Here is a 21,985-nt window from a genome sequence, read left to right as displayed (position 1 = left end):
GTGACCCAGACCGCGGCGCCAACACTGTGGAGGCATCCCGACTTCCTCCGCTTCTGGGCCTCGCGTGTCGTGACGATCGTCGGCTCGTCGGTCACGTCAGTGGCGCTGCCGGTGCTCGTCTATCACCTCACTGGATCCGCGGCGCAGACCTCCGCCATGTTTGCCGTGAGCACGGTCTCGATGGTGGTCTTCGGCCTCGGGGGTGGGGTGATCGGTGACCGCTTCGACCGCCGTCGCATCATGGTCGCCGCCGATCTCGTCAGCGCCGCAGCCATCGCGTCACTGGTCTTCGCACACCTTGGGGATCGGCTCACCCTCCCTCATCTGTATGCCGCTGCGTTCGCATCTGCGTCGGCGGCCGTGGTCTTCGACGGATCGAGCGTCGGGGCCATGCCTCTCCTCGTCGGCCGAGCGCGCCTGCCCGAGGCGAACGCTCGTGTCTGGGGGAGTCAGGCGCTCCTCGACGTGCTCGTGCCTGCCCTCGTCGGGCTAGCGCTCGCGATCTGGTCGCCGGCGACGCTCCTCATCGTCGATGTCCTGAGCTTCCTCGGCAGTGCGTTGCTCGTGCGGGGAATCCGCTCTGCGTTGTCCCACCCACGTGACGGCGCACCCACGACCAAGGCGGGTCTGCGCACCGACCTTGTCGAAGGCATGACCTATCTGCGGCGCCACCAGACGCTGTGGCCGCTCATGCTCGTGGCAGTCTTCGGTGCCGGGTCCAGTGCGGCCATTCTCGGGCTCATCGTTCCGTGGGCCGACCGGGTCCTTCGAGTGGGGACGAGCGGGTGGCGATTCGGCCTGATCTTCGGCGGTTTCTCTGCCGGCGCCTTCGTGGCCTCGTTGATCATGCCGAGGGTGAGCCGACGGTTCGGGGCGATCCGGATGACCCAGGTGCTGCTGCCCGTCGCCGCGCTCCTGGTCCTCGTTCTCAGCCGCATCGAGTCCTACTGGCCGGCGCTCGCGGTCTATGTCATGGCCTCGACCGTGCACATCCTGCAGTTCTCGGCGATCGTCACCTATCGGATGCAGATCATCCCCGAGCACCTGCTCTCGCGCGTCGGGACCATGAGTCGCGTGGTCTCCTGGGGTGGTGGCGCCACCTTGGGTGTCCTCATCGCCGGGCAGGTGGCGACTCGCTGGGGAGTGCCTGCGGCCATCACCGGTGCAGGCGTCACCCTCACCATTGCCAGCGCCCTCGCGTGGGTTCCCGCTCTGCGCCGCGCGGCACCCACGGCGAGGTACGCGGAATCCGAGTGACCGGCATACGCAAGCGTCGTTATCCTTGGCGAGATCCCACCCCCTGAACGTACGGAGACTCACCGTGGCCATGCGCATGTCGTCGCTGTTCCTGCGAACCCTGCGCGAGGACCCGGCCGACGCCGAGCTGCCGGGCCACCGCCTGCTTGTCCGCGCCGGCTATGTCCGCCGCGCGGCGCCCGGTATCTACACGTGGCTGCCACTCGGGCTGCGGGTGCTGCGCAAGGTCGAGGCGATCGTGCGCGAGGAGATGGAGGCGATCGGTGCGCAGGAGCTGACGTTCCCGTCGTTGCTGCCGCGCGAGCCCTACGAGGCGACGAACCGCTGGACGGAGTACGGCGACAACATCTTCCGGCTCAAGGACCGCAAGGGCGTCGACTACCTGCTCGGGCCGACGCATGAGGAGATGTTCACCCTCGCGGTCAAGGACATGTACGGCTCCTACAAGGACCTGCCGGTCTCGCTCTTCCAGATCGCCAACAAGTACCGCGACGAGGCGCGCCCTCGTGCGGGGCTCCTGCGCGGCCGCGAGTTCATCATGAAGGACTCGTATTCCTTTGATGTGAGTGACGAGGGACTGGAGGCGTCCTACCAGGCGCACCGCGCGGCATACATCAAGATCTTTGACCGGCTCGGGTTCGAGTACGTCATCGTCGCCGCGATGTCCGGTGCCATGGGCGGCTCGGCGAGCGAGGAGTTCCTCGCCGTGAGCGCGATCGGTGAGGACACGTTCGTCCGCAACGACGCCGGCACGTATGCCGCGAACGTCGAGGCCGTCGTCGTGCCCAATGCAGACGCAGTGGCGCCCGACGTTGTGGCTTCGACGCCGGCCGCGCACGTCGAGGACACCCCCGACACCCCGACGATCGAGACGCTCGTGGCCTCGCTCAACGCCAACCACGCGCGGTCCGACGGTCGCTCGTGGACGGCGGCGGACACCCTCAAGAACGTCATCGTCATGCTCGTGCACCCGGACGGCACCCGTGAGCCGCTCGCCATCGGCGTCCCCGGTGACCGCGAGGTCGATGCCAAGCGGCTCGAGGCCCAGGTGTCGCCCGCCGAGGTGGAAGCCTTTGAGGAGAAGGACTTTGCCGCTCACCCCGAGTTGGCCAAGGGCTACATCGGCCCGGGTGTGTTGGGTGCTGAGAAGGCTTCGAAGATCCGCTATGTCCTCGACCCGTCGATCGCTGAGGGGTCTGCCTGGGTGACCGGCGCCGACGAGGCTGGAAAGCATGTTCTCGATCTGGTGCACGGTCGCGACTTCACCGCCGATGGCACCATCCAGGCGGCCGAGGTGCGTGACGGCGACCCGAGCCCTGACGGCAACGGTGTCCTGCACACCGCCCGCGGCATCGAGATGGGCCACATCTTCCAGCTCGGCCGCAAGTTCTCCGAGGCGCTCAACCTCAAGGTGCTCGACGAGAACGGCAAGCTCGTCACCGTGACGATGGGCTCCTACGGCGTTGGTGTCTCGCGCGCCGTCGCGGCGATCGCCGAGGACACCCTCGACGACATCGGCCTGTGCTGGCCGCGCGCCGTCACACCTGCTGACGTCCACGTCGTCGCCACGGGCAAGAACCGTGACCGCGACGGTGAGGTCTTCGCCAAGGCCGACGAGATCACTGCTTCCCTTGAGGCACAGGGAGTTTCGGTCCTCTATGACGACCGCGAGAAGGTCAGCCCCGGCGTGAAGTTCAAGGACTCCGAGCTCATCGGCATCCCCACGATCGTCGTCGTCGGCAAGTCCCTCGAGAACGGTGTCATCGAGATCAAGGACCGCCGCTCCGGTGAGCGGCGCGAGGTCGCTGTCGACTCCGTCATCGACGAGGTGCTGGCCGAGGTGCGCGGGGTTCAGGCGTGAGTGGTACCCGTCCCCTGGAAGCCGTCATCTTCGATTGGGGCGGCACGCTCACGCCCTGGCACACCGTCGACCTGCCGCAGCAGTGGCGGATCTATGCACGAGAGGTCCACGGCGTGCCGATGGACGACAGTGAGATGCCGCCCGAGGACCTTGCGGAGGCCGACTCGCTCGCAATTCGCCTGCACGAGGCCGAGGCTCGGGCGTGGGCGCGGGGACGCACCGACCACAGCAGTGCGTCGCTCGAGGCCATCCTCAAGGGCTCAGGTATCGACGCGACGCACGACCGGCACCACCTTGCCCTCGCGGCATACAGGGGGTTCTGGGAGCCGCACACGCACACCGACGACAACGTGCGGCCGCTGTGGGAAGGCCTGCGGGAGCGGGGCCTTCGCGTGGGAGTGCTCTCCAACACCATTTGGTCGCGTGACTACCACCGTGAGGTCTTCGAGCGCGACGGCGTCCTCGACCTCCTCGACGGTGACGTCTACTCGTCGGAGATCCATGTCGTGAAGCCGCACGCCGACGCGTTCCGTGCCGCGTGCGCAGCAGTGGGCGTGGAGCCCGAGTGCGCGGCCTATGTCGGCGACCGTCCGTTCGAGGATGTCTGGGGCCCTCAGCAGGTCGGGATGCGGGCCATCTGGGTGCCGCACTCCGACATCCCGGTCGACCAGCAGGTCGATGTGGACGTCACCCCCGACGCCGTGGCGCACGAGCTGCTCGACATCCTCGACATCGTCGACGGCTGGCGCGGGTGAACGATCCGGAACTGACGACCCTGGCCCTCATGGGCCTTGCGGGGTTCGTCGCCGGATGGATCGACGCAGTCGTCGGCGGGGGCGGTCTCATCCAGATCCCCGCCCTGCTCCTGGGGTTCCCGGGGGCAACGCCCGCGCAGGTGCTCGCCACGAACAAGATCGGGTCGATCGCCGGGACTGCCGCAAGTGCGACGACCTATTGGCGGCGGGTCAAACCGGATTTGCGCACTGCCATCCCGATGGCCGTCGTCGCCTACTTCGGGGCCATCGGCGGAGCGCTCATCGGCCTGCACATCCCCAAGTCGGCCTTCAACCCGATCATCCTCGTGATGCTTATCGCGGTCGGTGCCTACACGCTGTTCAAACCGTCCCTCGGCACATCGACGGCCCTTCGCTGGGACGGGACGCGGCACACCGTCACCGCGATGCTCGTGGGGTTCGTCATCGGTGTCTATGACGGTGCGCTCGGGCCGGGCACGGGTTCGTTCCTGGTCTTCGCTCTCGTCGGCCTCATGGGCTATGCGTTCCTCGAAGCGAGTGCCAAGGCCAAGATCGCGAACTTCGCCACGAACCTCGGCGCGCTCACCGTCTTCGCGCCGGGCGGCCACGTCATGTGGAAGGTGGGCGCGGTCATGGCCGTCGCCAACCTCCTTGGCGGCTATGTTGGTGCCCGCACCGCCGTCGCCAAGGGCAGCGGGTTCGTTCGAGTGGTCTTTGTCATTGTTGTCGCGGCCTTCACAATCCGGATCGGTGGGCAGGTGTTCGGTGTCTGGTGAACAACGTTCTGTCGAGGACCTGCTCGCGCGTCTCGCCTCTGTGGTCGACCGTGTGGCACCCCGCCGAGCCGTCCTCGGGATCGCGGGACCTCCGGGATCCGGCAAGACGACTTTGGTAACGCGACTGCTCAGTGCTGCCGCGGCATACCCTGCGTTGTCCGGGCGCATCGCGCACGTCCCGATGGACGGCTTCCACCTCACCAACTCGGAGCTCGATTCCCTCGGTCGGCGAGATCGCAAGGGTGCGCCGGACACGTTCAATACCGTGGCGTATGCCGGTGTGCTGGCTTCCGTGCGCGCGTTGCCACGCCTGGTCGTCACGGCGCCGAGCTTCGACCACGTGGTGGGTGACCCGGTGGCAGACACCCTCGTCGTGCCGGCCGAGGCGAATCTGGTTGTGACAGAGGGCAATTACTTGCTGCTCGGTGAGGGTGACTGGGTCGCGGTGCCGGAGCTGCTCGATGAGGTGTGGTGGTGCGCGCTCGACGGCGAGGTTCGGGTGGAACGACTCGTCACGCGCCACGTCGAGACCGGTCGTGAAGTGACGGACGCAACCGAGTGGGTGTTGCGGTCCGACGAGGCCAACGCGCTGCGGGTCGACGGGGGAGCCGAGCTGGCCGACGTCGTGCTCCTCGATGGTGTGGTTGTGAGTGAAGTCGAGCGATGAAGCGGGTGCTGCTACTCGGCGGCACTGCTGAGGCTCGCGAGCTGGCTCTTGCGCTCACGTGTGCTCGTGTCGACGTCGTGTCGTCGCTGGCAGGTCGGGTGTCGAAACCCCGCATGCCCGTTGGTGAGGTGACAGTCGGCGGCTTCGGCGGGGTGGAGGGCTTGGTTGCGGCGATCCGCGACGACGGTTTCACCCACCTCGTGGACGCGACGCATCCCTTTGCCGTGCGCATGACGGCGAACGCTGGTGCTGCGGCCGCGGTGGCTGGCGTGCCGTGTCTGCGCCTGGCCCGACCGGGGTGGAGCCGTCATCCCGACGCGGGTTCGTGGCACTGGGTCGACACCTATGACGAGGCGCGCGAGCGGGCAGAGGAGTTGGGGACGACGCGCCCGTTCATCACGACGGGCCGCCAGACGTTGGATCACTACGGAGGCTGGACCGATCGGGACGTTGTGCTGCGCGTCGTCGAGCCATTGGATGAAGTGGCCCCCGCGCGCTGGATCGTCATCCTTGATCGTGGGCCGTTCGACGTGGCCGGCGAGCGGGCGATCATGCGTGAGCACGGTGTCGACGTGCTGATCACCAAGGACTCCGGTGGCGCTTATACGGCGGCCAAGCTCACGGCCGCAGCTGGGCTCGCAGTGCCCGTCGTAGTCGTCCGCCGCCCGTACGTGCCGGCGGGAGTCGCGGAGGTCGACTCCGTCGAAGGCGTGCTCAACTGGCTCGGCCTTCCAGCCACGTCCTGACGCCTGCCAACGGTGGCCTGTCAGAGGTCTCTGATGGACTTCTGAGGTGGCGGCCAGCAGTGGGGCGGGGCGGCCTTTGCGACCATGTTCGCCGGACGGCGGGACCTGAGCAGTTCAGTTGTGCTGCAACTGAATTCGCGTGTGGATAACCTTTTGAGTGTTACCGAACAGGTGTACGATGAGAGGTATGACGGGGACGCCAACACTTGCAGGGCCTGAGGTTCAGGTCCGCTCCGTCGTGTCCTCGCTCGGGGACGTGAACCCGGAGGGTTTGACGCAGTCGGAGCGGGTTGCGGTGGTGTCTGCGCTGGAGGCGTTGAAGGGTGCGGCGGCTGCTGCGCAGGCCCGGTTGACTGCTGCGGCGGTGGTGGATCGGGAGGCGTTGGGTGAGGACTCGGGCAGTGTGCGCGCCGACCTGGCGTTGGCTCGTCGGTGTTCGCCGGCGTTGGCGGATCAGCACGTTGGGGTGGCCAAGGCCCTTGTGGGTGAGATGCCGTTGACGATGGGTGCGTTGGAGCGGGGCGACATCAGTGAGCGGCGCGCGATGATCGTGGTGCGTGAGACGGCGTGCCTGAGCGTTGAGCACCGGGCCGAGGTCGACCGCCGGCTGGCACCGACGATTGCCAATCTTGGGGACAAGGCGTTGGCTGGGGCTGCGCGTCGTGCAGGTGCGGCGTTGGATGCGGAGTCGTTGGCTGAACGCAACCGTCGCGCGGTCGCGTCACGGCACCTGTCTGTGCGACCAGCTGCGGACGGGATGGCGTGGCTGTCGGTCCTGGGGCCGATGAAGGACATCATCGGAGCGCACGTCGCGCTGCTGGGTGAGGAAGGTCGACGCAATGTCATCGACCCGGATCTGCCCGCCGATGAGTGGGAAGCTGCGGCAGCCGCTGCTCGTGCGGACACGCGAGGCAAGGGTGCGTGGCTGGCTGATCGTGCCCTGGAGTTGCTCTCCGGGCGTGCGAAGGGTCAGCCGCAACAGGTTGAGGTCAGCCTTGTCATGACCGACACGGTCCTGCTCCCCGCAGCCTTCGGGGGCAAAGCCCCGGCTGATGACGTCGCGACCATCCCGGGTTGGGGTCCCATTCCCGGCGCCGAAGCCCGTGCCCACATCGCCGCCTTGCTCGATCACACCGACGACAGCGACCCCCAGAGCGGCCTCTGGCTGCGGCGCCTGTTCACCGACCCCACAGGTCGTGACCTGGTCGCCCTCGACTCCAAGCGTCGCCTGTTCCACGGGGGACTCCGCCGGTTCCTCGAACTGCGCGACCCGACCTGCCGCGTCCCGTGGTGTGACGCCCCCGCAGTCCAGGCAGACCACGTCCATGCCGTCCACGACGGCGGCGCCACGACTGGCGCCAACGCCGGCGGGCTGTGCAAACGCCACAACTTGGTCAAGGAAGAACCCGGGTGGCACATGAACGTCGAATCCACCGGACTCGACGGAACCGGAACCCATCGCATACGCATCCAGACCCCAACCGGTCGGATCCACGACGCCACCGCACCACCAATCCTGGGCGAAGGCTGGCTCGCGCCCGAACCCGAGCCGGACGACTGGTGGAGTGACGCCGAGATCCACGAGATGCCCCTGCCCGAAGATCCGTGGCGCGGCTGGATCCACGATCCACCCGACGACTGGTTCGTGCAGGACGACGCGATGAGGGTCGCCTGAGGCTCGTGCGTCGGGCGCTTGCCGTGAACTATGACGTTCGGCGTCCCCGCACGAGCACCCGAGCGCTGACGAGGGCCACGAGCGCGGCGGTCGAGAGGCGGCTCAGATGCTGGGTGGCCCGGGGGATGTCGGCGACGGTCACCGGTGGGCCGTCGCCAAGGTGTCCACGGTCTTCGTCAACGCCGTCGTAGTGGTTCGTCCCTCCCAGCCGCACTCCCAGGGCTGCGGCCCAGGAGGCCTCGACGGGCCCGGCGTTGGGGCTCGGGTGTGCGGGGGCGTCGCGGCGCACGACTCGGACGACCTGCACCCCGCCACCCAGCCCGGCGGTGGTGCCACTTACGAGCGCCGCGTTGAGGGCAACCGTCAGCCTGGCCGGGAGCCAGTTGGCGACATCGTCGAGTCGTGCTGCTGCCCACCCGAACTCGCGGTAGCGCTCGTTGCGGTGACCCCACATCGCGTCGAGCGTGTTGATGGCGCGGTAGCCGAGGAGTCCAGGCACTCCGGCGACAGCCCCCAAGAAGAGGGGAGCGACGACGGCGTCGGCGGAGTTCTCGGCGATGCTCTCGACGCAGGCGCGGGCGATGCCGTTGGCGTCAAGGCTGCCGGGGTCACGCCCGACCAGGTTGCGGATGCGCAGGCGCGCCCCGGCGACGTCGTCACCCTCGAGGAGCGCGGAGATGGCTTCGCCCTCGCGGGCCAGCGAGCGGCCCCCGAGGACGGCCCACGTGGTGGCTGCGGCGAGGACAGCCCGGGCGGGGGTGGGGAGGCGACGCTCCAGGAGGCCGAGTCCGGCCGTGCTCGTCACGAGCGCGACCACGGCGACGGCGCCACGGGTCCGGCTCGGCGCATGAAGCTGCTTCTCGGCAAGGGAGGCGAGTTGGCCGAATCCTGCAACAGGGTGGCCGCGTCGCGGATCGCCGAAGGTCTGATCGGCGAGGAACCCGAGGACCAGCCCGAGAGTCACCGGATCCAGTCGAACCCCCGCGTGTCGCGCACGAACTGCGGTGTGCGTCGTGCTTGGGAACGTCATGGTTCTCGGAGCGGGAGGATACGGCCGGCAACGACCAGCAGGACGCTGTCGCTCTTCCGGGCAATGTCCTGGTTGAGGAGGCCGAGTTCGTCGGCGAAGATGCGGCCCGATCGGTGCTCGGACACCACACCCCAGCCGACCTCGTTCGTCACGGCGACCATGTCGTGCGGGCACCGAGACCACGCGGCAACGACGGCTGCCGTGCGTGCATGAAGAGCCGGCCGCCAGTCGTCACGGGGCACTTCCCAGACGTCGAGTTCGTCGAGCACTGCGGTGAGCCAGGTGCCGAGGCAGTCGATCAGGCCCGGACCGGTGAGGGAATCGAGAGCTGAGGCAAGGTCTGTCGTCTCGACCGTCCTCCATGAGTCGGGTCGACGGCCCCTGTGCGTCGCAATCCGATCGGCCCAGTCGGGGTCATCGGCCGATGGTCCCGTCGCGACATAGGTGACCGGCGCATCGCCCGCGAGCAGCGCCGCAGCCTCTGTCACGAGGTTCTCCGCGATCGTGGACTTGCCTGATCGCACGCCACCGGTCACAAGGGTCCGCATGTCACCACCTCCCAGAACTGAGCACGAGGAGCAGTACAACCAGTGCGACCTCGATGGCGGCACCCATGACGTCACCCGTCACCCCACCGAAGACCCTGCGGCAGGTGCGCAGCAGGAGCATGACCGCAAAGGCCGCCACGGCCACGGCCACGACACCAGCCCACGGCGAGAGTCCCGCAGAGCCGGCGACCAGTCCCATGAGAGCCGCCATGAGAACCCCACCGACCGCGACCGCCGCGTTCGGAACCGAGCCAGCGACAACGGCGCCAAGGCCGGTCGGGCGAGCGGACGGCATACCCCGTCGGCAGGTGAGCAGGGTGGACGCGCGCGAAGCGACCACGGCGGCGCCGGCGAGCAGCCACCCCTGGGGGCGGTCGACGATCGCGGTGAGGGCAGCCATCTGGGTGACGAGCACCAGGACGAGTGCGGCCACACCCATGGGCCCGACGTCGCCCTTGCGCATGACCTCGAGGGCGCGCTCACGGGTCCAGCCAGCACCGAAACCATCGACCGTGTCGGCGAGGCCATCGAGGTGCATGGCGCGTGTTGCTGCGGCGATGACAGCTACCGCGAGGGTGGCGGTGAGCAGGGCTGGGAGAGTGGCCAGGTGTCCAAGGGCCACGACCGCCGAGACCGCAACTGCGACCGGCAACGCGGCCACGGGACTCAGCACCATGGCCCAGCGCGCGTGTCCCCGGGTGGGTGCAGCGATCACACCGACCGGGACGATGGTGAGCGTCCCGACAGCCAACCTGAGTCCAGCAACGATGTCCTGCAAAGGAACTCAGACCTCGAGGGCGGACACGACGGGCCCGATCACGGTGATTGCCGGGGGAGTGAGGTCCTGCGCGTCAGCGACTGCGGCGATGTCCGCGAGCGTCGCCCGCGCCGACCGCTGGCTCGGCATGGCGCCGTCGGCGATGCAGGCGGCCGGAGTCGCCGGGTCCATGCCGTGTTCGATGAGGGTCTCGGAGATCTCGGCGAGTGCTGCGACTCCCATGAGGACGACGATCGTGAGGCCACTGCGGGCGAGCGCACCCCAGTCGGCCTCGTTGCGCTCGTCCTTGGGGCCGACGTGACCCGAGACGACGACGAAGCCCTGCGTCAGGCCGCGGTGGGTGAGCGGGATCCCGGCGAGGGCCGGGACTGCGACGGCCGACGAGACTCCCGGGACAACTTCGACGGGTATGCCGTGTGCGACGCAGGCGTTCCACTCCTCGCCTCCGCGACCGAAGACGAAGCTGTCGCCGCCCTTGAGGCGTACGACGTGTTTGCCGGCCAGGGCGTGTTCGACGAGGAGGGCGTTGATGGACTCCTGCGGAGTGAAGGCACCGCGCGGGATCTTGCCGACATGGATGACCTCGACGTCGCAGCGCGCTTCCGAGAGCACGGACAGCGGGGCGAGCCGGTCGCAGACAATGACGTCGGCCTCGCGGACTGCCCGCAGGCCGCCCACGGTGAGCAGGTCGACCGACCCGGGTCCGCCTCCCACGAGCGTCACGCGTCCCGCGCCCGAAGCTGGTGTCGGTGACGCCTCCGTCGCGGTGCTGGGCAGAGGGTCGCGCAGGACGATGTCGAAGTCACCCATGCGCGGTGCAGCCGCCATGCTGATCAGCCGACGGCCAGCGAGGTCGTCGAGCGCGGCCCGGGTGGCAGCGTCGGTCGTCTCCGTGGCAGCCACGGTGACGACAGCGCCCTGGTCGGTGAGCGCGTGCACGGTCTCTGCGATGCGGGGGCCAGGAGCGGTGATGAGGACCAAGGGTGACGCTGCTGTGGGCATCATCAGGTTCATGCGGTGCGCTCCTGCGAGGTCAGGACAGTGGCGAGCTCACGGAGCATGCCGTCGATGGTCTGGGGATCGCGCACGGCGATGCGAACCCATTGCGGCCCGAGCCCCGGGAAGGTGTCCCCCCGGCGCAACGCATAACCGCGTGCTCGCATCTCCTCCCTCACGCCGGCACCGGCCTCGACGAGGACGAACGAGGTCCGTGACTCGACAGGGCTCAGACCGAGAGCGCGGAGTCCGGCGAGCAGGTGCTCCCGCCAGCGGGTCGTGTCGGCGACGGCGCCCTTGGCCTCAGTGAGCGCTGCTGCAGTGACAGTCGCCTCCATGACGGTGGCTGCGAGGGTGCTCACCGACCAGTGCGGCTGGTGGCGCGAGAGGTCGGCGATCACCGAAGGCGAGCTGACGGCATACCCGGCTCGTAGGCCTGCAAGGCCCCAGGTCTTGGTGAGCGAGCGGAGAATGAGCACACCCTCCATGTCGGCGGAGATGAGTGAGTCACGCTCTCCTGCAACGGTGTCCATGAACGCTTCATCGATCACGAGCAACCGCCCGGGCCGACGCAACTCCTCGAGGGTGGCACGCGAATGGAGCACGCCGGTGGGGTTGGTCGGGTTGCCGATGACGACGAGGTCGGCGTCGTCGGGCACGGCGTCCGGGGTGAGAGTGAAGCCGTCGCTGGCGTCGAGAACGACACGTTCGGGGGAGATCCCGGCCCGACGCAGCGCGGCCTCCGGCTCGGTGAACTGTGGGTGCACGATGACCGGCCGCTTCGCTCGCGTCATCTGGGCGAGGAGGACGAAGGCCTCGGCGGCACCACTCGTCGGCAGAACCATGTCCGGTTCGACTCCGTGCCGGCGGGCGATCGCGCTTTGGGCGCCGCGAACATCGGGGTATGCCGCGAGGTCGCCGATCGTGTCGCGCAGGCGCTGTGCCAGCCAGGCGGGCGGTGTGGAGAGGCGGACGTTGACAGCGAGGTCGACGAGCGCCGGGTCGGTCTCGGAGTCTCCGTGGTGCTCGAGCGGGTCCATGACCTCGGGCTCGGCGAGTGCCGGCGGCGCAGGCTCGATGCTGGAAAGGGCTGCACCAGATCGGGATTGGCCGGCGTGCACAGCCTCGGCGAAGCTCAGCGCCAGCTCCGGGTGACCTGCCCAGTGGGTGTGGAGATATGACGCGTGCACCGTCGGTGCACCCGTCGCGGCGGGGTCGAGCGACCAACCCTCCGGGGCACCGTCGAGCAGCCACGCGGCGTTGTCGCCGCGGCTCGGTGTGGTCTGCGTGCGGTGGAACTCGTGGCCGCGCACGCGGGTGCCGGCTGGTCCGAGCAGGGTGTCCTCGGGAGCGATGGCGGTGACATAGCGAAGGGTCAGTCGCGGGTGCATCGCGGCGGTCGCGGGGACGGCGCCGACGAGACCATGACCGTCGACGGCCTGCGAGAGATAGAGCAGGCCCGCGCACTCGGCGACTGTTGGCACACCGGAGAGAACGGCGTTGCGGACATCGGCCAGCAGGCGCCCGTTGGTGGAGAGCGCGGCGGCGTGGACCTCGGGGAAGCCGCCACCGAGATAGATGCCCTCTGCCCCCGCGGGGAGAGTCGTGTCGAGTGCCGGGTCGAAGGTCACCGGTTCGCACCCGAGCGCCCGGAGCTGCTCCTCGGTCTCGGCGTAGCGGAATGTGAACGCCCGACCACCTGCAACAGCCACGCGCCGCGGGATCTTCGTCGAGAGTGCATCCGACGTGACGGGGGACCACGCTGGAGTGTCGAGATCCGGTGCGGCAGCGGCGATCTCGACGAGAGCGTCGAGATCGACGTATTCCGCGGTCTGCTCAGCCAGCCGGTCGAGCGCGGCTGCGGCCTCCGGGCGCTCGGCGGCGGGAACGAGACCGAGGTGCCGGGACGGCGCACTCACCCCCGCGTCGCGCGGCAACACGCCCAGCACCGGTGTGCCGAGCTGCTCGACGCTGCGCCGGACCTCGTCGGCGTGACGCGAAGACCCGGCCTTGTTGAGAATCACGCCGACTACGTGGACATGGGGATCAAAGCCCCTCAGGCCGTGCACGACTGCCGCGACCGTGCGCGCAGCCGACGAGATGTCGATGACGACCACGACCGGGCTGCTGGTCAGCGTTGCGAGGTGTGCCGTGGAGGCCCACCCGTCACTGCCGAGCCGACCGTCGAAGAGCCCCATGACACCTTCGATGACGGTGAGGTCGGAGGGTGCGGGGTTCTGAGCGCCGTGGACGAGCAACGGGAGGACGCGGTCCTCGCCCTGCAACCAGGGGTCGAGGTTGCGGCCGAGGCGGCCGGTCGCCAACGCGTGATAGCCCGGATCGATGAAGTCCGGCCCGACCTTGGCGCCGGCAACGACCCGGCCGGCGCGCGTCAGAGCTGCCATGACACCGACGGCGACCGTCGTCTTGCCCTGACCCGAGGCAGCAGCGGCGATGACGAGCCGCGGGACCTTCACCACTCGATGCCCTTCTGTCCCTTCTGGCCCTGTTCGAAGGGGTGCTTGATCTGGGTCATCTCGGTGACGACGTCCGCGATCTCGATGAGGCTGGGGTGCGGATCGCGCCCGGTGATGACGACGTGCTGGAAGCCGGTCCGGGAGCTCAGCACCGACACGACCTCGTCGACGTCGACCCAACCCCACTTGAGGACGTAGGTGAACTCGTCGAGGACATAGAGCCCGTGCGTCTCGGCCTCGATGCGCCGACGGATCTCGGCCCACCCCTCTTGAGCGGCAGCAGCGTGATCCTCCTCCGACCCGGCCTTGCGCGACCAGGACCAGCCGGAGCCCATCTTGTGCCACTCGATGGGGCCGCCGTCACCGGTCTCGTCGTGGATGCGGTTCAGTGCTTCGAGGGCCGTCTGCTCACCGATGCGCCACTTCGCCGACTTCACGAACTGGAAAACACCGATCGACCACCCCTGGCTCCACCCGCGCAGCGCGAGCCCGAACGCCGCCGTCGACTTGCCCTTGCCCTTGCCGCCGTGGATCAGGAGCAGAGGGCGGTTGCGGCGCTGCCGCGTGGTGAGCCCATCGGCAGCTTCGACGGGGACCTGTCCCTGCGCCATCAGGCAGCCCTCCCGCCGCGACCGGCACGCCACTCGTCGCGCGCCGTCGCCACGGTGTCGACGATGGCGCCGGCGGCCACTTCGGCGAGCGGGACATGGGTGGCGCCCATACGGGCGGCCAGATCGGCAGCGAGCCCGAGGCGGAATCGGCCGGTCTCGCAGTCGATGACGACCGACTGGTGTCCGGTCCGTCCCCACGCGTCGGCGACGGTGCGCGAACGCTCAAGAGCATCGGGTCCAGCAGTCGCTCGACCGTCCGTGACGACGACGAGCAGGGGGCGACGCTTGGGGTCGCGCAGCTTCTCGGTCGCGAGCACCTTGGAGGCCTTGAGCAGCCCTTCGGCGAGAGGCGTTCGGCCCCCGTGCGCGAGCGTGGTGAGGGAGCGTGCAGCCGCGTCGACGGACGACGTCGGGTGCAGTGCCACCTCGGCGCCCTGCCCCCGGAAGGTCACGAGCCCCACCCGGTCCCGCCGTTGGTAGGCGTCGAGCAGCAGCGACAGCACCGCCGTCTTGACCTCTTCCATCCGGCGACGCGCACCCATCGATCCGGACGCATCGACCGCGAGGAGAACAAGATTGGACTCCTGGCCCTGCGTGACCGCCGTGCGGAGATCACCGGGCAGCAGGACAAGCCGTCCGTATGCCGTCCCGCGCGTTCCGCGGTGACGGGCGGCTTCGGTGATGGTCGCCGGAAGGTGGAGTCGTCCGCGTCCGCTGGTGGTCGAACCGATGGTGCGTCCCGTAGCCGTCACAGCCCGGCTGCGGCGACCCGACTCACCCGTTCCGAGCCCGGTGAGAGTGAAGGCCCGCGCCCGGAACGGCGTCCCTGCCGCGGCAACCCCCGCGGCGACGACCGCCGGAGCGTCGCTGTCCGGTGCGGGCTCGGGCTCGGGCTCGTCGGCCGCGCCCTCCGGCGACTGATCCGGCGTGCCTTCCGGGGGAGCGCCCGGGTTGGGCACGGAGTCTGAGCCGGCGGGGGAGTCGGAGTTGCCCGCGGGGCTGTCGTCCTGGGTGCCGTCCGAGTCCTTGCGGTCCTCCGGCTGGTCATCGTCCGGGCCGGGGTCGTCCGGTTCGTCACCGAGCAGGCGGTCGAGCAGGTCCTCATCGAGCCCGGGTGCATCGAACGGGTTGCGGCGGCGACGGTGCGGCAGCGCGAAGATTGCCGCAGCCCTGATGTCCTCGCGGGTCACGGACAGACGCTCGTGCCAGGCGGCATGGGCCATCGCGGCCCGGGCGGTGACGATGTCGGCGCGCATCCCGTCGACCTCGAAGCCGGCGCAGACGCGGGCGATCGTCGCCAGCGACCGGTCGCTCAGCTCCACGTTCTCGACGGCGATCCGCGCAGCGGTGACACGGTCCGCGAGGTCGCGCTGCGCGGCGGCATACCCAGCGGCAAAGGCGACTGGATCGGAATCGAAGGCGAGGCGGCGACGGACGACCTCGGCGCGCAACAGTGGGTCGCGGCTCGCCGCGACCTCCACCGTCAGACCAAAGCGGTCCAGCAGCTGCGGGCGGAGTTCGCCCTCCTCGGGGTTCATCGTGCCGACGAGGACGAGGCGGGCAGCGTGGCTGACCGAGACACCGTCGCGCTCGACCGTGTTGCGGCCCATGGCGGCGGCGTCGAGGAGCAGGTCGACGAGGTGGTCGTGGAGAAGGTTGACTTCGTCGACATAGAGGATCCCGCGGTGCGCGTCGGCGAGCAGGCCCGGCTGGAACGCCGCCTCACCGGATCCGAGCGCCTTGCCCAGGTCGAGCGATCCGATGACGCGATCCTCGGTGGCGCCGACGGGCAGCTCCACGAGGCGGGCCGGACGAGACGTCGTCGCGATCGCCGCGTCGTGCGGGCCATCGGGGCAGGTGGGGTCGGGGCGCTCCGGGTCGCAGGCGAAGCGGCAGCCCTCGACGACGTCGTGCGGCGGGAGGAGGTCGACGAGCCCGCGCACGATCGTCGACTTCGCGGTGCCCTTCTCGCCGCGCACGAGCACGCCGCCGATGGCAGGGGAAACGGTCGTGAGGATGAGGGCGAGGGAGAGATCGTCGGCCCCGACGACCGCGGTGTAGGGGTAGTGCGTCACGCGAGGAATCTCCTTGAGGCGAGTGACCACGCTCGCCTGAGTGCCGGCTCGCGGCGGGATACCGACACGAGAGTCCCCGACGACGTCCTGGCTCTCCCGACGGGTCGGGATCACAGTGGCGGGACCGCTCCGGATTCGCACCGGTATTCCTCGCGGGGGACCGGCGCCATCATGGCACGACGGCGCCGCCGGGCGACCGTATGTCTACAGTGAGCGCCGTGATCGACGTCGTCGGGGTGCCCGCCGAAGGGCTTGAGGCCCTACCTCCCGCCCAACAGCAACGCCTTGCCGCTGCTCACACACTTGTCGGGTCACCTCGCCTGCTGGAACTGGTGCCTGCGCGTGACGGGCAAGGCCGCCACCCGTGGCCGTCGCCGATGCTGCCCACGCTCGAGGAATTCCTCGACAATCTCGGCTCGGATGGTGTCGTCGTGCTCGCCACCGGGGACCCGCTGGTCTCGGGTGTGGGGTCGACGCTCATTCGCGTGTTGGGGACGGATGCGGTGCGCGTCCACCCGGCGGTGTCATCGGTCGCTCTGGCCCGGGCCCGGATGGGTTGGCCGAGCGAGTCCACCGACATCGTGTCTCTCGTTTCACGATCGGCGTATGCCGTCCGCCGTCACCTTGCGCCGGGCGCTCGGGTGGTGGCCCTGTCGGCGGGTGCGGCAACTCCGGGCGACTTGGCTCGAGTGCTCGTCGATCTCGGCCTGGGGGAGACGTCGATGACAGTGCTCGGCGAGCTCGGCACCGCTGATGAGAGTCGATTCAACTGCACCGCAGCGGAATTCACGACTGAGCGCCTTCCCGCTCTCAACGTCGTGGCGCTGGAGGTGCCTGCAACCGCAGCACTCTGGGGTTCGAGCCCAGGCCTGCCCGATGACGTCTTCGCCCACGACGGGCAGATCACCAAGCGCGAGATCCGGGCGCTGGCCATTGCAGCGTTGCGGCCGATGTCTGGTCAGAGGCTGTGGGATCTTGGCGCAGGGTCCGGGTCGGTGTCGGTCGAGTGGTGCCTTGCGGCGCCGCGCACGACCGCGGTCGCCGTGGAGCGGGATGCCACGCGGGCCGAGCGGGTGGGCGAGAACGCGGCAACCTTCGGGGTGCCCATCGCGGTCACCACCGGCGACTCCATTGACGTCATCCGCGAACTGCCCACTCCCGACGCTGTGTTCATCGGGGGAGGGGCCACCGAGGTCGTGATCGAGGCCGCTTGGGATGCGCTCGCTCCGGGCGGGCGACTCGTCGTCCACTGCGTCACCCTCGACACCGAAGCCCTCGTCGTCGCCGCCCACTCGCGCCATGGCGGGGAGCTGCGCCGCGTGACCGTCGAACGCGCTGAGCCTCTCGGCCGCCATCTCTCGTGGCAGCCGGCGCGCCCCATCGTGCAGTGGACCGCCACCAAGGGAATCTCATGACCGTTCACTTCATCGGCGCCGGACCGGGCGCCGCAGACCTGCTCACCCTGCGCGCCGTGCGGCTGCTCAGTGCGTCCCTCGTGTGCCTCTATGCGGGGACCTATCTCGACGCCGAGGTGCTTGGCCACTGCCCCACGGGTGCCGAGCTCATCGACACCCAGCGGCTCGACCTCGACACCATCACTGCGCACATGGTGGCGGCACACGAAGCCGGCCAGGACGTGGCGCGGTTGTGCTCGGGCGATCCCTCGATCTATTCGGCGATAGCCGAGCAGACCCGTCGTCTCGACCGTGCGGGTGTCCCGTGGGACATCACGCCTGGAGTGCCGGCGTATGCCGCGACTGCCGCCGCCATCGGACGCGAACTGACCGTCCCCGAAGTTGCGCAGACGGTGGTGCTGACCCGGGCCCAGAAGGACTCGACGTCACTGCCGCCGGGCGAGCAGCTCGCGACCTACGCCGCGACCAGGGCGACCCTGGTCCTGCACCTGGCCATCCGGCATACCCGTCGTCTTTCGGAAGAGCTGGCCGAGCACTACGGCACGAACTGCCCTGTCGTCGTGGGCTCGCAGGTCACTCAGCCGGACGAACTCATCCTGCGCGGGACCTTGGCGGACATCGCCGACCAGGTGGAGGCGGCCGGGCTGCGCCAGGCGGCCGTCATCATCGTCGGCTGGGCACTCGAGGCCGAGGACTTCGTCGAGAGCCACCTCTACGGAACTCGGATCAATCGACCCAGCGAGGGGTCCACACCCGGCCCGTCGGTGTGACCTTGGTGCTTGAGGCGCCGATGACGACGAGGCAGCTCATGTCGACCGACTCTGGGTCGAGCTCGCCGAGAGTCGTCACCGTGAGGTCCTCACCGTCCCGACCGACATTGCGGGCGACGACGACGACGCGCTCGGGTGGGGCCACCTGACGCACCGCGTCGAGGGCCTCGCCGAGCTGGTGCGGGCGGGTGCGTGAGCGAGGGTTGTAGAGCGCGACGGCAAGGTCGGACCGCACCGCTGAGGTGAGGCGGTTGAGGAGGACGTCCCACGGCTTGAGCCGGTCCGAGAGCGAGATCAGGGCGTGGTCGGCGCCGAGGAGTGCGCCTGCCAGAGCGCTCGCCGCATGGGCGGCGGTGATGCCGGGGACGACGTGGACCGGCACGTGCGCATAGCGGTCATCGTCCGCCAGGGCAGCCTCACTCGCTTCGAAGACAGCTGCGGCCATCCCGAAGACACCGGCATCCCCACCCGAGACCACGGCGACGTCGTCGCCCTTGAGGGCGAGGTCCAGAGCGTGACGCCCACGATCGACCTCCACGGTGTTGCCACTGGCGTGACGGGTCAGTCCAGGGCGTTGGGGCACTCGAGCGACGTAGGGCGCGTAGCCGATCACGTGCTGCACGCGCCCGAGGAGCTCGCTCGCCTCGGGGCTGAGCCACTTGTCCGGACCGGGTCCAAGGCCGACGACATGGACCGTTCCGACTTCGGGTTCTGCTGTGGCAGCGGCAAATTCACGTATGCCGCCCGCTGTGGCTCGTCCGGCAGCGTCGGCTCGCAGGTCCTCACCCGGCACGATGACGATCGACATGTAGGGCACCGTCGACGGATCGACGTCGCGCACCGGGATGACCCGCTGACCGGACCGGCTGGCGTGCTCGACATAGACGGCGCGGTCGAGGAGTCCGGCTTGGTGGAGCGCTTCGCGCACCCCCTCGAAGGTGCGGCCAAGCTTCATGATCACGGCCGCATCGGTGTCGGCGAGGCGGCGGGCCAGCTCGGGCACTGGGAGAGTGCCCGGCAGCACGGTGACCGTGTCCTCATGTCGCGACAAGCCGGAGCCGACGGCCGCCGTGGCCGAGGCCATTGCAGTGATCCCGGGGACGACCTCGGTGGGGAACTCGTTGCGCAGAAGGTCATGGACATACATGAACGACCCGTAGAAGAGCGGGTCCCCCTCGGCGAGGCAGACGATGCTGCGTCCAGCGGCCAAGTGCGCCCGGAATCGCTCGGCGCACTCGTCATAGAAGTCGGCGAGGGCGCCGTAGTAGCCGCCCGGGTGGTCGGTGGTCCCTGTCGTCACGGGATAGACGAGGGCTTCCTCGATGACACCGTCGCGGAGGTGATCGGCCGCGATCGTGCGAGCGGTCGACTCCCGGTGGGCAGCACGGTGATAGGCGACGACGTCCGCGGTGGCGATGAGGGCGGCAGCGCGCAGGGTGATCAGGCCGGGGTCGCCGGGACCGACACCAACGCCGTAGAGGTGGCCGGGACTCGCGGCGCCTGACGTGGTCCCGCTCATGCGAGCTCGTCCTCGGTGGAGAGGGCATTGAGGGCAGCCGCGGCCATGGCGGATCCGCCGCGTCGGCCGTGGGCGACGAGCCACGGCACCTGGCTGCCGTCGGGCAGCACGTGCTCGGCGAGGGCGACCTTGGACTCCGCCGAGCCCACGAAGCCGACCGGCAGGCCGACGATGGCGGCGGGGCGCGGCCCGCCGTCGAGGATCACTTCGAGCAGGTGGAACAACGCGGTGGGGGCATTGCCGATCGCGACGACCGCACCCTCGAGTCGGTCACCCCAGAGAGAGACCGCCGCGGCGGCCCGCGTCGTGTCCCAGGCAGCAGCCAGCCCGGGCACCTGCTCGTCGCGCAGTGTGCAGATGACCTCGTTGTCGGCGGGGAGGCGGCGACGGGTCACGCCCGAGGCGAGCATCTGCGAGTCGGTGATGATCGGGGCGCCGGCCGTGAGCGCGGTGCGAGCGGCGCGGACGACATCGGCGTGAGCGGCAATCTGGCTCGTGATCTCGACATCGCCCGACGCGTGGATGATCCGCGTCGCCACGGCGTGGAGGTCGCTCGACAGTGACGACAGGTCGCTCTCGGCGCGGATCATCGCGAACGAGCGTCGATAGATCTCCTGGCCGTCGGTGACGTAGTCGTAGCGACGGGTGGGCGCTGCGGGCTCGCTCACTGCTCTCCTCGAATGGCTGCGGTGGTTGTGCTGGTCAAAGCGGAGACCACATCGTCGACGGTTAGCGGTGCAACGAGAACCCTGTCGGATACTCCTGTGCCACACCGCCGTTCGCACCCGACAACGTGCACGTCCTGTGTGGCCGTCAATCGTCGGGATGCCACCGACTCGGCTGCGGATCGCGCGAGGTCGAGGGTGGGGACCGCCGTGCGTCGGCACGACGGGGCGCCGACACAGGCAGAGAGTCTGGCCCACGGCCCATCCGGCTCAGTCACCAGCCCCGCCCGCAGCAACATGTCCAGGTGGGCCGCGCCGCCCGGAACGACGACCGAACGCCACGGCGTGAGCACGACCTCGTCAGCGACCGAAGCCAGCGCGGCGACCTGCTCCGCGGTGAGCATTCCCAGCGGCACCCCAGCCACCACGTCGGCTCCAACAACGCCCGGCAGCAGGGGCGGAGCGACCACGGGCAACAGGTCGGGGGTGTGCCCGTCGAACACGGGCGAGGTGACAGGCAGGTCGCGCACGTTCCAGGCACCGTCCGGTGCCGTCTCGACGAAACGCAGCGCGACGCCGATCATCGCCGTCACGGCGTCATCGGGATGCACCTCCCGTCCCGACTGCCCCACGAGCAGGGTGCCGGAGGTCGGCGATTCCCGTTGATACGCCACGTCCCACCGCTCCGAGAGCACTGAGCCGCTGGCGTCCGAGAACGCGAAGAGGAAGCGCCCCGGCAGGTGAGCAAGTCGCGGTTCGGCGCACAACGCCTGGTCGAACGCTGCGACGAGCCCGTCGAGGTCGGACGCCAACGGGGCGGCGAGGATGTTGCGCACTCGCTCGTGTGAAGCCGACGGCAGCAGCCCGGTGGCCTCCACCGCCTCGATGAGCTGGAGCGGCAGGGGATCCGGCAGTGCCCTCACCTGCAGGTTGCCACGCGAGGTCAGTTGCATCACGGGTGCGCCGTGCGCGCCTGCGATCTCGACCACGTCGTGCAGCACCGAGGTCGCAACGCGACCACCCGGCATACGCAGTCGCACGAGCGCACCGTCGTCCGCGACGAACGGGCGCAGCAGCCCCGGGCAGCGGTCGAGGGGTGAGCGATCGGACACGGCGGTCAGAGTACGCGGCGCAACCGACTGAGCAATCCACCTTTCCTGTCTCACCTACCCGGGTGAACAACCTGAGGCTTCCGGGCAGTTACGCTGCCTCACGGCTGCGAGTCGACGGAACCCGGTGCAACTCCGGGACGGTCCCGCCACTGTGAACCCCCACCTCAGGGTGTGGGCGAGTCAGGAACGTCGTCGCAGCTGGCCCGACGGAACCGTCGGGTCCAGCCGTCACGGGGCGAGGAAACCCCGGAA

Annotated in this window: 19 protein-coding genes and 2 riboswitches; of the genes, 9 read left to right on the top strand and 10 right to left on the bottom strand. The window is 69.3% G+C overall.

The genetic code is table 11. The annotated features are described in order from the left end of the window. From V6K52_RS13220 to V6K52_RS13190, 7 genes are all read left to right on the top strand, one after another. Positions 1 to 1,257, top strand: a complete 1,257-nt coding sequence (locus V6K52_RS13220; RefSeq protein ID WP_353950576.1) for an MFS transporter — start codon at positions 1 to 3, stop codon at positions 1,255 to 1,257. Positions 1,258 to 1,327: 70 nt separating this feature from the next. Next, a complete protein-coding gene (locus tag V6K52_RS13215; protein WP_353953780.1) occupies positions 1,328 to 3,118 on the top strand; it encodes a proline--tRNA ligase in 1,791 nt (596 codons plus the stop codon). Beyond that, positions 3,115 to 3,873, top strand: a complete 759-nt coding sequence (locus V6K52_RS13210) for an HAD family hydrolase (RefSeq protein ID WP_353950575.1) — start codon at positions 3,115 to 3,117, stop codon at positions 3,871 to 3,873. Before V6K52_RS13215 ends, V6K52_RS13210 begins: the two co-directional genes overlap by 4 nt. Continuing rightward, positions 3,870 to 4,649 carry a TSUP family transporter gene (locus tag V6K52_RS13205; protein ID WP_353950574.1) on the top strand — a complete coding sequence of 260 codons (780 nt, stop codon included), beginning with the start codon at positions 3,870 to 3,872 and terminating at the stop codon, positions 4,647 to 4,649. Before V6K52_RS13210 ends, V6K52_RS13205 begins: the two co-directional genes overlap by 4 nt. After that, positions 4,639 to 5,316: a nucleoside/nucleotide kinase family protein gene (locus tag V6K52_RS13200; protein ID WP_353950573.1), complete on the top strand. Its 678-nt coding sequence runs from the start codon at positions 4,639 to 4,641 to the stop codon at positions 5,314 to 5,316. Before V6K52_RS13205 ends, V6K52_RS13200 begins: the two co-directional genes overlap by 11 nt. Beyond that, entirely contained in the window at positions 5,313 to 6,062 is a 750-nt protein-coding gene (locus V6K52_RS13195; protein WP_353950572.1) for a cobalt-precorrin-6A reductase, read from the top strand. Before V6K52_RS13200 ends, V6K52_RS13195 begins: the two co-directional genes overlap by 4 nt. Positions 6,063 to 6,249: 187 nt before the next feature. Continuing rightward, entirely contained in the window at positions 6,250 to 7,737 is a 1,488-nt protein-coding gene (locus V6K52_RS13190; protein WP_353950571.1) for a DUF222 domain-containing protein, read from the top strand. A 28-nt stretch (positions 7,738 to 7,765) separates the two neighbouring features. Here the strand turns inward: V6K52_RS13190 and cbiB are convergent, their stop codons facing one another. The 7 genes from cbiB to V6K52_RS13155 form a co-directional block, all read right to left on the bottom strand. Continuing rightward, positions 7,766 to 8,701 carry an adenosylcobinamide-phosphate synthase CbiB gene (gene cbiB / locus V6K52_RS13185; protein WP_353950570.1) on the bottom strand — a complete coding sequence of 312 codons (936 nt, stop codon included), beginning with the start codon at positions 8,699 to 8,701 and terminating at the stop codon, positions 7,766 to 7,768. Between the two features lie 62 nt (positions 8,702 to 8,763). Further along, positions 8,764 to 9,315 (bottom strand): bifunctional adenosylcobinamide kinase/adenosylcobinamide-phosphate guanylyltransferase, encoded by a 552-nt coding sequence (locus V6K52_RS13180; protein ID WP_353950569.1) that lies wholly within the window; start codon positions 9,313 to 9,315, stop codon positions 8,764 to 8,766. Between the two features lies 1 nt (position 9,316). Further along, the gene (locus tag V6K52_RS13175; RefSeq protein ID WP_353953779.1) at positions 9,317 to 10,066 is read right to left on the bottom strand and encodes an adenosylcobinamide-GDP ribazoletransferase; all 750 of its coding nucleotides are present in this window, start codon (positions 10,064 to 10,066) and stop codon (positions 9,317 to 9,319) included. Positions 10,067 to 10,099: 33 nt separating this feature from the next. Continuing rightward, entirely contained in the window at positions 10,100 to 11,107 is a 1,008-nt protein-coding gene (gene cobA, locus V6K52_RS13170) for a uroporphyrinogen-III C-methyltransferase (RefSeq protein WP_353950568.1), read from the bottom strand. After that, positions 11,104 to 13,569, bottom strand: a complete 2,466-nt coding sequence (locus V6K52_RS13165) for a cobyrinate a,c-diamide synthase (RefSeq protein ID WP_353950567.1) — start codon at positions 13,567 to 13,569, stop codon at positions 11,104 to 11,106. The genes cobA and V6K52_RS13165 overlap by 4 nt, the downstream gene beginning before the upstream one ends. Then, the gene (gene cobO, locus V6K52_RS13160) at positions 13,563 to 14,177 is read right to left on the bottom strand and encodes a cob(I)yrinic acid a,c-diamide adenosyltransferase (protein WP_353950566.1); all 615 of its coding nucleotides are present in this window, start codon (positions 14,175 to 14,177) and stop codon (positions 13,563 to 13,565) included. Before cobO ends, V6K52_RS13165 begins: the two co-directional genes overlap by 7 nt. Continuing rightward, entirely contained in the window at positions 14,177 to 16,252 is a 2,076-nt protein-coding gene (locus tag V6K52_RS13155) for a VWA domain-containing protein (RefSeq protein WP_353950565.1), read from the bottom strand. The genes cobO and V6K52_RS13155 overlap by 1 nt, the downstream gene beginning before the upstream one ends. Before the next feature lie 63 nt (positions 16,253 to 16,315). After that, positions 16,316 to 16,438: riboswitch (cobalamin riboswitch) on the bottom strand. Between the two features lie 32 nt (positions 16,439 to 16,470). Here V6K52_RS13155 and cbiE point away from each other — a divergent pair. Continuing rightward, positions 16,471 to 17,667, top strand: coding sequence for a precorrin-6y C5,15-methyltransferase (decarboxylating) subunit CbiE (cbiE, locus tag V6K52_RS13150; RefSeq protein WP_353950564.1), 1,197 nt, complete (start codon positions 16,471 to 16,473; stop codon positions 17,665 to 17,667). Beyond that, on the top strand, positions 17,664 to 18,437 hold the full coding sequence (locus V6K52_RS13145) for an SAM-dependent methyltransferase (RefSeq protein WP_353950563.1): 774 nt from the start codon (positions 17,664 to 17,666) through the stop codon (positions 18,435 to 18,437). Before cbiE ends, V6K52_RS13145 begins: the two co-directional genes overlap by 4 nt. Here the strand turns inward: V6K52_RS13145 and V6K52_RS13140 are convergent. The 3 genes from V6K52_RS13140 to V6K52_RS13130 are packed head-to-tail and all read right to left on the bottom strand — an operon-like array spanning position 18,394 to position 21,733. After that, positions 18,394 to 19,956, bottom strand: a complete 1,563-nt coding sequence (locus V6K52_RS13140) for a precorrin-2 C(20)-methyltransferase (protein ID WP_353950562.1) — start codon at positions 19,954 to 19,956, stop codon at positions 18,394 to 18,396. The two genes, V6K52_RS13145 and V6K52_RS13140, sit on opposite strands and share 44 nt — an antisense overlap. After that, on the bottom strand, positions 19,953 to 20,624 hold the full coding sequence (locus V6K52_RS13135; protein ID WP_353950561.1) for a precorrin-8X methylmutase: 672 nt from the start codon (positions 20,622 to 20,624) through the stop codon (positions 19,953 to 19,955). The genes V6K52_RS13140 and V6K52_RS13135 overlap by 4 nt, the downstream gene beginning before the upstream one ends. Beyond that, complete coding sequence (locus V6K52_RS13130) at positions 20,621 to 21,733, bottom strand: cobalamin biosynthesis protein CobG (RefSeq protein ID WP_353950560.1); 1,113 nt, start codon at positions 21,731 to 21,733, stop codon at positions 20,621 to 20,623. Before V6K52_RS13130 ends, V6K52_RS13135 begins: the two co-directional genes overlap by 4 nt. A 116-nt stretch (positions 21,734 to 21,849) precedes the next feature. Continuing rightward, positions 21,850 to 21,921: riboswitch (cobalamin riboswitch) on the top strand. Positions 21,922 to 21,985: the final 64 nt, after the last annotated feature.

It is taken from the genome of Knoellia sp. S7-12, from assembly GCF_040518285.1.
In the GTDB taxonomy this organism is placed as follows: Bacteria; Actinomycetota; Actinomycetes; order Actinomycetales; family Dermatophilaceae; genus Knoellia.
Note: the sequence above shows the minus strand (reverse complement) of the source record. Positions and strands in the feature narration are given on the sequence as shown.

Coding starts and splice junctions, on each gene's coding strand:
- V6K52_RS13215 (WP_353953780.1), top strand. CDS start 1,328: ATGCGCATGTCGTCGCTGTTCCTGCGAACCCTGCGCGAGGACCCGGCC.
- V6K52_RS13195 (WP_353950572.1), top strand. CDS start 5,313: ATGAAGCGGGTGCTGCTACTCGGCGGCACTGCTGAGGCTCGCGAGCTG.
- V6K52_RS13190 (WP_353950571.1), top strand. CDS start 6,250: ATGACGGGGACGCCAACACTTGCAGGGCCTGAGGTTCAGGTCCGCTCC.
- V6K52_RS13180 (WP_353950569.1), bottom strand. CDS start 9,315: ATGCGGACCCTTGTGACCGGTGGCGTGCGATCAGGCAAGTCCACGATC.
- cobA (WP_353950568.1), bottom strand. CDS start 11,107: ATGAACCTGATGATGCCCACAGCAGCGTCACCCTTGGTCCTCATCACC.
- cobO (WP_353950566.1), bottom strand. CDS start 14,177: ATGGCGCAGGGACAGGTCCCCGTCGAAGCTGCCGATGGGCTCACCACG.
- V6K52_RS13145 (WP_353950563.1), top strand. CDS start 17,664: ATGACCGTTCACTTCATCGGCGCCGGACCGGGCGCCGCAGACCTGCTC.
- V6K52_RS13140 (WP_353950562.1), bottom strand. CDS start 19,956: ATGAGCGGGACCACGTCAGGCGCCGCGAGTCCCGGCCACCTCTACGGC.